This window comes from Fulvivirga sp. (assembly GCF_040220315.1).
Lineage (GTDB): Bacteria > Bacteroidota > Bacteroidia > Cytophagales > Cyclobacteriaceae > Fulvivirga.
On record NZ_JAVJUY010000044.1, the window covers coordinates 1 to 10,432 of the forward strand.

Annotated in this window: 9 protein-coding genes; 4 read left to right on the forward strand and 5 right to left on the reverse strand. The window is 35.7% G+C overall.

Annotated elements, in window-relative coordinates; translation table 11 throughout:
- Positions 1 to 2,475: tetratricopeptide repeat protein (locus tag RLO81_RS01505; RefSeq protein ID WP_350106195.1), on the reverse strand; the 2,475-nt coding region annotated here is incomplete at its 3' end.
- Between the two features lie 113 nt (positions 2,476 to 2,588).
- Positions 2,589 to 3,614: a DNA polymerase III subunit delta gene (gene holA / locus RLO81_RS01510; RefSeq protein ID WP_350106198.1), complete on the reverse strand. Its 1,026-nt coding sequence runs from the start codon at positions 3,612 to 3,614 to the stop codon at positions 2,589 to 2,591.
- Positions 3,615 to 3,819: 205 nt separating this feature from the next.
- Between holA and RLO81_RS01515 the strand changes: the two genes are divergently transcribed.
- Positions 3,820 to 4,887 (forward strand): hypothetical protein, encoded by a 1,068-nt coding sequence (locus RLO81_RS01515; RefSeq protein WP_350106201.1) that lies wholly within the window; start codon positions 3,820 to 3,822, stop codon positions 4,885 to 4,887.
- A 49-nt stretch (positions 4,888 to 4,936) separates the two neighbouring features.
- Here the strand turns inward: RLO81_RS01515 and RLO81_RS01520 are convergent, their stop codons facing one another.
- Together RLO81_RS01520 and RLO81_RS01525 are read right to left on the reverse strand one after the other, a co-directional pair.
- Positions 4,937 to 5,497, reverse strand: a complete 561-nt coding sequence (locus RLO81_RS01520; protein WP_350106204.1) for a rhomboid family intramembrane serine protease — start codon at positions 5,495 to 5,497, stop codon at positions 4,937 to 4,939.
- Between the two features lie 18 nt (positions 5,498 to 5,515).
- Entirely contained in the window at positions 5,516 to 5,977 is a 462-nt protein-coding gene (locus tag RLO81_RS01525; RefSeq protein ID WP_350106206.1) for a hypothetical protein, read from the reverse strand.
- Positions 5,978 to 6,161: 184 nt separating this feature from the next.
- On the opposite strand from RLO81_RS01525, the gene RLO81_RS01530 reads away from it, so the two are divergent.
- The 3 genes from RLO81_RS01530 (at position 6,162) to RLO81_RS01540 (ending at position 9,902) form a co-directional block, all read left to right on the forward strand.
- On the forward strand, positions 6,162 to 7,520 hold the full coding sequence (locus RLO81_RS01530; protein WP_350106209.1) for a sigma-54-dependent transcriptional regulator: 1,359 nt from the start codon (positions 6,162 to 6,164) through the stop codon (positions 7,518 to 7,520).
- A gap of 3 nt (positions 7,521 to 7,523) precedes the next feature.
- On the forward strand, positions 7,524 to 9,467 hold the full coding sequence (locus RLO81_RS01535) for a PAS domain-containing hybrid sensor histidine kinase/response regulator (RefSeq protein WP_350106212.1): 1,944 nt from the start codon (positions 7,524 to 7,526) through the stop codon (positions 9,465 to 9,467).
- Positions 9,468 to 9,599: 132 nt separating this feature from the next.
- Positions 9,600 to 9,902 (forward strand): hypothetical protein, encoded by a 303-nt coding sequence (locus tag RLO81_RS01540; RefSeq protein ID WP_350106215.1) that lies wholly within the window; start codon positions 9,600 to 9,602, stop codon positions 9,900 to 9,902.
- 7 nt (positions 9,903 to 9,909) lie between these two features.
- Here RLO81_RS01540 and RLO81_RS01545 read toward each other — a convergent pair.
- Positions 9,910 to 10,432: T9SS type A sorting domain-containing protein (locus RLO81_RS01545; RefSeq protein ID WP_350106218.1), on the reverse strand; the 523-nt coding region annotated here is incomplete at its 5' end.

The following is a 10,432-nucleotide window of genomic DNA, read 5'->3' on the forward strand; positions in this document are numbered from 1 at the left end:
ATTGGAAGCAATAGCATTAAGCTCACGATAGAAGTACACAGCATTTTGGTACCTGCCACTACTAAATTCTATTTCTGCAATTCTGCCTACAACACGATTTTTATATTGAAAATCAGTGAGTGTGAATAATTGATTATAAATATCTAAAGCCTCATTATAAGCTCTGAGTCGGTAGTGCGATTCTGCCATGTAATACTTTGCCTCATTCACTTTGGTGTCATCGGGGTATTCGGCAATAAAATCGCTAAAGCGAGCAATGGCTTTTTTGTAATCCAGGTTAAAATAAAAGTTTTTAGCTGTTTCGAATTCCACATTTTCAAGGCCCTTCTTATCTGGGTTCTTGCTTTTATATTCAGCAAGTAAAGCATCAAACTCAGCACCCCTATTTGATAGATTTAGCACTTCTTGTAATGGCAACAACACGTCTCTTGAAACTGTATGGGTTGGGTAACTTTTTAATAGATTAGTATAATCCTGAACAGTTTTGGTGTAATTCTTTAGGTTGTAGTTGGCTGAACCTCTTCTTAACAGAGCATAAGGCACTAATCTACTATTGGCGTGTCCATCAATTAATTGTGTGAAACTAGCAATAGCCGGTTGATAATTTCCCTTCTCGAAATTTAACTGACCTTTTTGATAAATGGCGTCATCGACATAACGAGAATCTTTAATCTTAATTACCTGATCCAATGACGAAACGGCTGCTGATAAATTACCTTCAATTCCATAGATAACCCCACTTTGGTACATAACATAGTCTAAATCGGCTCTTGAAAATGTTGACGCTCGTTGATAGTAAGTTAATGCAAGATTATACTCCTTAGTTACGTAATAACAGTCTGCCAATCGTATTAAGCCGTCATGATAATACTTATTAGTTTTTGAACTGGTTTCAGGCGTTATGTAGGCTTTAAAATATAAAAGGGCTTTAGTGTAGTCTTTCGAATTAAAATACGCATAGCCGAGTCCATACCTTGCCTGATTCAATGTATTACTATCCACAATGCTCGCAGCACCCACCACATTTTGGTAAAATGGAATGGCTTCGTCATACATTCGGCCTACAGAATACGCCTCACCTATCCATAAATTCGCCTGGTATTTTACTTGTGCATCATTTGGATACTTCAGTGATTTTTTAAAATATACTATAGACTCCCTATAATTCCCTTTATTGAAGAGTTCGGTAGCTTTCAAATAATTTGCTTTTTGATAAACCCCTTCCAGCTTTTTGGATATTGATTTTTGTTTATCAATATGCGCAATGGCCAATTCGTAGCTATTTGTGCTTAAATATGCTTCTGAAAGCAAATCAGAAACCTCACCTGTATATTTGCCTGATGGATGGTTATCTAAATAATAATTAAAACTATTAATTGCCTCATCAGATAGCCCTAAGTCATAGCATATTTTAGAATATTGGTAAGCCCCCTCTTCCTTTAAGTGCTCGTTAATGGTATTCTCCCTGGTATTATAGAAGGCTGTTTTAGCATACAACTTATTCCCCTCGCTCAAATACATGATCCCTAAATAATAACCCGAGTAAACACCAATGCTATCTTTATCAGAAGCGGTCTGTTTAAAATGAAAAATAGATTTTTCAAAATTCTTTTCCTTATAATAAGCAAAACCTACCCGATACCGCTCATCGCGGGTAAGCGCCCGTGAACTTTCTGCCTTTTTATAAGCATCAACTGCTTTAGCCGTTTTATTATTATACAGGTAAGCATCACCCAACATCAAATGAAGGTCTTTGGCATGGGCAGCAGTGTTCACACCAACACTCTCACCATACTTAATCAAATCATCATATCTTCCTTGTTTGTAATAGAGGGTGGCAAGTAATTCTGGTGCAACACTTGCGTATGCGTCATCCTTTCCGGCTCTTTCCAAATCTATAATTGCCTTTTGATACTCCTTGTTCTCGTATTCAATGTAACCTGCATAGTAGCTGGAAGCCGCTGAGTATTGTGATTTTTTATCTTTTAATACGTTAAAGTATTCAATAGCTTCATTGAACTTGCGTTGCGAGAATAAAGAATAACCTAAATTGAATCTGGTTTCATTCCTTTCTTGTTCAGTTATCAGCGTTAAATTCACTTTTGAATAGTATTCAGCTGCTTTTTTGTACTCCTTTTCTTTAAAGTAGAATGAACCTAAATCATAATATGCGGTTAATGCTTTTGGATGTTCGGGGTATTGCTCGATAAAATTTTCAATGCGTTTTTCTCCATCATTATGATAAAGGCCTAATGCACAATACGCTACATAGTACTCTGCATCTGCCTTATGAGATACACTTTGTGCATTATTCAAATACTTTTCGAATGCTTCCCTGGCCGAACCATAATGGCCTTTATCCAGTAAATCCAGACCAGACCTGTAGTGGCTTTCTGATTCGTTAAAGTATTGGGTGTTTTGACTGAACGATTGATTTATGAAAAGTGATAAAATCACTACAATGATATATCTCATAGATAAGTAGAGTGTACTTTTAAGTATAACGAAGCCTCGCACAGTTCATGTTACAAAGCCTCGAAATTATTTTAATGCTGTCAAATATAAACAATATACGAGCGATATTCTGATTAGTGAAGCAGACGAAAAACAAGTTCCCTTAAAATCTGACCATCTGAAACAGAACCAGTACTATCTACTCCTTTAAGCTGCAGGTCTGCCTTCTTAAGTTGATGAATATTTCTTACCACTTGGGGCAAACTGTACATTCCTGCGGCCTGGTGATAATCTTTTGCAAAAAAAGAATTCATTTTCAATGCATTTGCAACACCATTAAGCGACTTGTCGTTCTGTGAAACTGCCACTAACAATTTACTATAAAAACCAAATAATACGGCAACTATAGGAATAATGGGGTTTTTCTTTGCATTGGCTTCAAAATAATTAACAATTTTATTGGCTTTTAAAACGTCTTTAGAAGCCAGTGCCTTTTGCAACTCAAAAACATTATAATCTTTGCTAATACCAACATATTTTTGAACTAACTCTTCACTAATTTCTGCACCACCAGATAGGTTAATAGCAATTTTATCCACTTCATTTGAAATGCGTTCTAAGTTGGTTCCAATTGAATCTGCCAACATACGAACCGCCTTATGAGATATTTTATACCCTTTGCCAGCTACATGGCTTTCAATCCAGCCAGGTAATTTGTCGTCATAAATTTTCTTGGTTACTACATTAATCGCCAGTTTATCTATGGATTTGCCCAATGATTTTCTCTTATCCAAGGTTTTATTTTTGTGACAAAATACTAGTACCGTAGATGGAACAGGGTTATTAAGGTAGTCAAGTAACATTTTAGAACCCTCTTCCCTATTGATATCACTAATGGTTTGAGCTTCCTTTACAATTACTACCTGTTTTTCTGACATCATTGGAAATCTTCTGGCATGATTCAGAATTGTGCTCACATTCACATCCCTGCCATACACTATTGTTTGATTAAACCCCTTTTCTGATTCGTTAAGAATTGTATTTTCTATAAAATCTGAAATTTGATCTATATAATATGATTCTTCTCCCTGAAGAAAATAAACGGGTGCTATTTTACCCGATTTTAACTCTGAAAGTACTGACTCTGGAGTGGCGCTCATAGGCTTATCTTACTTTGGCTCAAAAGTATATATTTCAGTGTCAAAAATAAACCTTCTCAAGGAGGTGAATTAACTTAAAAGAATATTACAAAACCATGTTATATTCCGTAACTTGATCATACCTTTGCAAATCAATGTTAAGCATACGAATAAAATTATGGTATGATTTATGATTGATTAAATTCGAATTTAAACCAATTAAAAAATGAAAAAATTATTTAGTAGACTGTTTATGGTTGGCGCTTTAACTGGCCTTCTAATCGCGAGTGGATGTAGCGATGATGATGAGGTAGTAACTGATCCAACTGATGAGTTCGATGTAACCCTTGAATTTTCTAACGCTACGGCTTCTGTAAATAGCCCTGTTGTGGAATCTTATGCTTCTGGCGAAGGTCAAACAACTTTCAAGGCCAGAATTATGATTACTTCAAATGACAGAACCATTAGAAGAGTTTATGTAACACGCAACTTGGCTGGAGAAGGAGATAAACCATTTGATTTGAGAGATTTTGGATTATCGAATAAGGCAACAAAACCTGATGGATCGATAGATGCAGAAGCATCTGGTGATGCAACTGTTGATTATACATTAGACTTACCAATTCCTGCAGGAATAGGAACAAATGGAAGTGTAGTTTATAAATTTTGGGCAACTAATGGAAGAGGTGATTACAGGGATCCTGAAAACAGCTTAGCCGCTGGTGTAGGTGCTATTGAAGTTACTGTAGGTACTGGCGTTAACCCGGCTGCTCCAGTTAAAGCTTACACTACTACTATATTAGCTGCCCCATTAGATGATGGTTCTTCTTTATCATGGATTTCATTGCTTAATGGTGAAAGGTACAGAATTAGTGATGGTGCTGAATTCGGTAAACTTTGGGATTTTGGATATTATTATGGAGCTAATGGTTTAGCATCTCTTGCATCTTCTTACAGATTTCCGTTATTATTTGATGATGATAACGATCCTGCTACTGATTTAGTTGGTATATCAACTCTGATTGGAATTGATAGAGAAGAATTAAATAGAGCTGCATTTGCACTTTCTTCAAAGACTTCTGCTGATTTTGACGCAGCAACAGTTGCAGGTGATTTGAACTTTGTTAATCTGACAATTGATGCTACTAATTCTCAAGGAAGAATAAATGAATTATCTGAAGGTGACATTATCGATTTTGTAGATAACTATGGAAAAAAAGGTATAATTAGAGTTCAATCAATATCTGGAACTTTCAGTGGCCAAATCACAATCGACATCAAAGTTCAACCTTAAGTTGACCTGAATATTAGACAGAAACCCTGACAGAAACGTCAGGGTTTTTTTATACCTTTTTCATTTGAGAGTAATAACCTGCAAGTAGAATCCCCACAATCGTTCCGAATAAATGTGATTCCCATGAGATTCTTTCGTCACCAGGAATTACACCATAGTAAATCGAACCGTAAAGCAAAAGCACAACACCCGTGATCATGATTGATCTAAAATCCCTCCTAAAAAGGCCAAAAAATATGGCAAAAGTAGCGAGTCCATAAACTAATCCGCTGGCCCCTATATGCGGGTATGGCCTTCCCAAAAGCCAAACCAACAGGTTAGTTATCAAGTAACACCCATAGAAAACCTCCTTAGATATTTTGGGATAGTTGTAAAATAAGGTGATGCTGAGAAACAGCAATGGAAACGTATTTGAAATCAGGTGAATGGGGCCTGCGTGAATAAATGGTGAAGTTATTATACCCAATAAACCATAAATGTTTCTGGGAATGATTCCAAACAAGCTAAGGTCTAGGCCATAGACAAACTCCAGGGCAAATAAAAGCCACATAAAAAAAACGAACCTAATCGGCAAAACTGAACTTCCGATTAACGTTCGTTTTTCAAACATTAAAAATTGATTTAATTTTTATGCTGGATTTTTTATCATATTAAGGCCTATTAATTTAGACTCTTCATAACCAACGGCCATATAGCCCAATAAGCCCCCCGATGATTCTGCAATTTTCTTAGCAATGTCCCTGATACTGGCATAAAACTCTTCAGCAAATTTCTTATCTAGTTTAGGGAGGATTGTATTTAATTTTTCTAACTCGCTAATTATCAACGGGTTTCGTTCTTCAGCTTTTGAAGGAAACTGTTGAATCATCACCTTCAGCTTGTCCTCAAAGTCAATCCCTACCTCTTTGTAATATTCTATTAAATCTAATCGGGCTTTTTTCTGCTTTAGCTTAGCGATACTCACAGCCTCCTTAATTTCTGAATTATCAATTTCGTTATCAGCACCGGCTATTAACACCGACACTAAAAGAGGAGCACTCAACATAGTTTCTACTTCCTCTCGGGACAAAACCTCGAACTGTTCAATCATTCTTCTTCAAATTAAATTCTATAAACAAGGGCTAATTTAAATATTAAATTAGTAAAACCTTTATCTCATATTCAAAAATTAAAACATCTCAGTCTGGTAATCAATTTATCATCAATAATTTAACCGGTATGTTCATTTTTGGTGAATAGAATAGTATATTACTCTAAATTTATCAGCATATTAAATGTACGAGAAGGAACCTGTTAAAATTTTTGTAGTTGAAGATGATCAGGCATACACCAAGTTTTTGCAATATGTACTTAGCCTAAATCCCGATTACGAAGTAAGCACATTTGAAAATGGTAAAAGTGCCATCGATAGTTTATATCAAAAACCAAATATTATTACACTCGATTACACCCTGCCTGATATGGCTGGTGAAGATGTTCTAAAGGAAATTCAACGAGTAGACCCTAATATTCCTGTAATTATCATATCTGCACAGGAAAAAATAGGGACAGCCGTAGAGTTGCTTAAAAGCGGTGCTTACGATTATATAATTAAAGATGAGGATACCAAGGACCGGCTGCTAAACACAATCAACAACGCCAGAAAAAATATCTCCCTGACAAAACAGATAGATCATTTACGGCAAGAAATTACTGAAAAGTACGAGTTTGACAACAGCATTATCGGTAATAGTGCCGCTCTAAAAAAAGTATTCTCACTTCTTGAAAAGGCTGTTAAGACAAACATAACCGTATCTATTACGGGTGAAACAGGTACCGGTAAAGAATTGGCTGCTAAAGCAATCCATTATAACTCCAAAAGGAAAAAAGAATCGTTCGTTGCAGTGAACATAGCAGCTATACCCAAAGATTTAATGGAAAGCGAATTATTTGGTTATGAAAAGGGTGCGTTTACAGGTGCTAATACCAGAAGAATAGGAAAATTTGAAGAGGCTGAAGGGGGTACAATTTTCCTTGATGAAATTGGAGAAATGGATCTCAATTTACAGGCAAAATTGCTCAGGGTAATTCAAGAAAGAGAACTTTCAAGAATAGGTGGTAATGATGTTATTAAGTTGGATTTCAGGCTAATTGTTGCCACACACAGGGACCTTGCCAAAATGGTTAAAGAAGGAACGTTTAGGGAAGACCTGTATTATAGACTATTGGGCCTACCTATTCACCTGCCACCTCTTAGAGAGCGAGAAAGGGATATTATACTCTTGAGTAAGTTTTTCTTAGAACAATTTTCTAAGGATAATGATTTACCAATACTTACCTTAAGCCATGATGCCCAGACCAAGTTGCTTGGCTATCCTTTTCCAGGAAACATTCGGGAGCTTAAATCTATTATTGAATTATCTGCAGTAATGGCTAACAATAATGAAATAACAGCCGATGATATTACTTTTAATAGTCTTACAAAAGAATCAAATTTTCTTTATGAAGAAATGACACTTAAAGATTATACGTTCAAAATTTTGAGGTATTACTTAGATAAATACGACAATAATGTATTGCAGGTAGCAGAAAAATTAGATATTGGTAAGTCAACCATCTACAGGTATTTAAAAGAAATGGAAGAAGCGATGTAACCAATGGATGTTAAAAGCCTTAAGGATTATGTAAAAAGAGGTCTTTTTTACGAAGCTGTTGTAGAAGATGGTTCCGATATTATTTTTATTGTTGATTACAATGGTCATATTCTTTATCATAACCCTTCTGTTGAAGATACTTTAGGCCACGCTCCCGGTAGTCTTGTCAATAAAAATTTCTTTGATTTTATCAAACCAAGTACATTAACGGCCTTTAAATCTGAATTTAAAAAGAGCATCTCAAAGCCTTATGATGAAAGTATCGAATTTCGTTTTTTATGCAAGGATGACTCATATAGGTACCTGGAGTTTAACTCGATAAATTTAAAGCATAAAGGTGGTGTAGAAGGCCTGATACTTGATTGCAGGGATATCACTCAACGGAAAAAAGATGCCGAAGAGTTGTTAAGGGCACAAAAAGCCAAAGAGCAGTTTTTGGCTAATATGTCGCACGAAATTAGAACTCCCATAAACGGGATTTCAGGCATGATTAACTTATTGTCTGAAACTTCTAATGAAGCTGATCGGGCGCAATATTTAAATGCAATCAAAAACTCCACAGAAAGTTTAAAAGTAATTATTAACGATATCCTTGATCTATCAGTAATCGAATCGGGCAAGCTCAAATTTGAGAAAATAGGATTTAATATCAAGTACCAACTCAGTGCTGTTTTAGATACTTTTCTTTACCAATCAAAAGCCAAAGGTATCGACCTTAATTACAATATAGATAAAAAGGCAGATGGTGTGCTTATAGGTGATCCTGCACGATTGAATCAGATTTTAATTAACCTGGTGAGCAATGCTGTAAAGTTTACACACGTTGGGGAAATAAATATTAGCGTAACCTTAGAGAAAGAAGAAAAAGGTCACAAACATATAAAATTTAAAGTACGTGACACAGGTGTTGGAATACCTGCAAAGAAAGTGCACCATATATTTGATAGTTTCACACAAGCTGATGCGAGTGTAACACGAAGGTATGGTGGCACTGGGCTTGGCTTAACTATTGTAAAAGAACTGGTGGAACTTCAAAACGGCAGCATTCATGTAGAGAGTGAGGAACACATTGGCACTGTATTTACCTTCATTATCCCCTATCTGGTAGGTAGAGAAATAGACCTTGTACAACCAAAATCATCAGACTTTAAAAAAACATTGAAATACTCACTCAAAGGCGTCAAAATTTTGCTTGTAGAGGATAATGAAGTAAACCGGCTATATGCCAATAGTATTCTTGAAAAATGGCAGTGTAATGTGGTTGAAGCGGAAAATGGTTACATGGCCGTTGAAAAACTGAAAGAAGAAGATTTTGATATAGTGTTGATGGATGTACAAATGCCAATTATGGATGGATACGAGGCAACCAGGAAGATTAGAAACACTATTGATGGAATTAAAAAACATATTCCTATTGTAGCGCTTACAGCGAATGCCATTAAGGGTGATATAGAAAAATGTAAAGAATCCGGAATGAATGATTATTTATCCAAACCTTTCCACCCAGAGTCACTGTATAAAATGATTGTAAAATTTGTTGATCCAGAAGCCAAAAAAATAGCGGTTAACAATCAACATGCAGCAGTAGAAGCCTCAAATCAACTAACCAATCTTAAGTATCTTAAAAGTATTTGTGACGGGGACGTTAAGTTTATGACGGAGATGGTAGAAACCTTCATTTCAAATACACCAGCTACGATCAATAAAATGCAAAATTGGTCCGACAAGGCCGATTGGGAGATGGTTGGTAAATTAGCGCACAAAATGAAGCCCTCTGTAACTTTTGTTGGACTTGAGCCTGCAAAGCACATTATAAAGGAAATAGAAGATGCTGGCAAACACAATATGCATACCGATAGGATTCCTGGCAAAATCAATCAACTCGATGACCTCTGCCAGCAAGCATTCAAAGAACTTAGAATTGCTATACAATCGGATTTTAGTTAAATCTCATAGAGGTATATTAATCCCAATTTGGGACAAATAATAAACTAAGACTTTCCAAAATAGAGCTTATGGGCGTATTTAGAATATGGCACAGTTATCGGTATAGTTATCCCAAACAAAGTGGGTATACTGATGCAAGACGTAATTTTTTTAATTGACTCGAAATATTTTGACAAAAATATTCTTGGAATAACACTTGAAAAGCAAACTAGATGTAAGGTATTTAATTTTTTCAGCTTTGAAGAAACGTTGCTTTATAAGAATTTGATGCCTAGCCTAATTGTGCATGATAATGGTACTATTGATCCTACTTATTATGATGAAAAAGTAGGGTTTTATGATATCTCAGATACGAGAGGAAGTATACAGCCCAAGGATCATTCAGAGGTAATGCTGGAATTAGCAGGAAGGGTTAAAGAGTTTATTAAAGCTTAAACTCTTCTTATCTTCGATTCATCACTGCTAGTTTTCTATAAATTAGCGGTTTGTTTTCTGCCTCAATAATCACATAATAAACACCATTTCTCAACTCTTCAGTGGAAACCGAATATACTCCTAGTGAGTTAAAATCAAGTTCTCCTTTCAGTACAACTATACCCCTTTGATCCACAATTTGCCAAGTGTAATCTGATAAGGCAATATCTTCAATTAAGAAATTAACCTTTCCAATTGCCGGATTAGGGTAAATTGATATCGACCTTGCCTGTTCCATAACCTCTTCTCCTATCCCAGTTACTATAGATTCATCCTGGTTTTGTGCCTTTTTCTGAACAGTGCCATATACTTCCCTTGAACTCTTATTTTGAACAAATGCTACAAGGTACAAGTTAGTTGGATCAAAGATTTCAACATCTATTGTCCACGTAATATCTACAGTCTCGCTTTGTCCGGCCGTCCAGGTATTATTTATACTCCTTCCTTCGCCACCCAATAAAAGCTTTTTCAGAACATTATTGTAAACCTCA

What these genes read in the sequence shown, in the direction of transcription:
- holA (WP_350106198.1), bottom strand. Translation starts at nt 3,614, where the DNA reads ATGAGCGCCACTCCAGAGTCAGTACTTTCAGAGTTAAAATCGGGTAAA.
- RLO81_RS01515 (WP_350106201.1), top strand. Translation starts at nt 3,820, where the DNA reads ATGAAAAAATTATTTAGTAGACTGTTTATGGTTGGCGCTTTAACTGGC.
- RLO81_RS01520 (WP_350106204.1), bottom strand. Translation starts at nt 5,497, where the DNA reads ATGTTTGAAAAACGAACGTTAATCGGAAGTTCAGTTTTGCCGATTAGG.
- RLO81_RS01525 (WP_350106206.1), bottom strand. Translation starts at nt 5,977, where the DNA reads ATGATTGAACAGTTCGAGGTTTTGTCCCGAGAGGAAGTAGAAACTATG.
- RLO81_RS01530 (WP_350106209.1), top strand. Translation starts at nt 6,162, where the DNA reads ATGTACGAGAAGGAACCTGTTAAAATTTTTGTAGTTGAAGATGATCAG.
- RLO81_RS01535 (WP_350106212.1), top strand. Translation starts at nt 7,524, where the DNA reads ATGGATGTTAAAAGCCTTAAGGATTATGTAAAAAGAGGTCTTTTTTAC.
- RLO81_RS01540 (WP_350106215.1), top strand. Translation starts at nt 9,600, where the DNA reads ATGCAAGACGTAATTTTTTTAATTGACTCGAAATATTTTGACAAAAAT.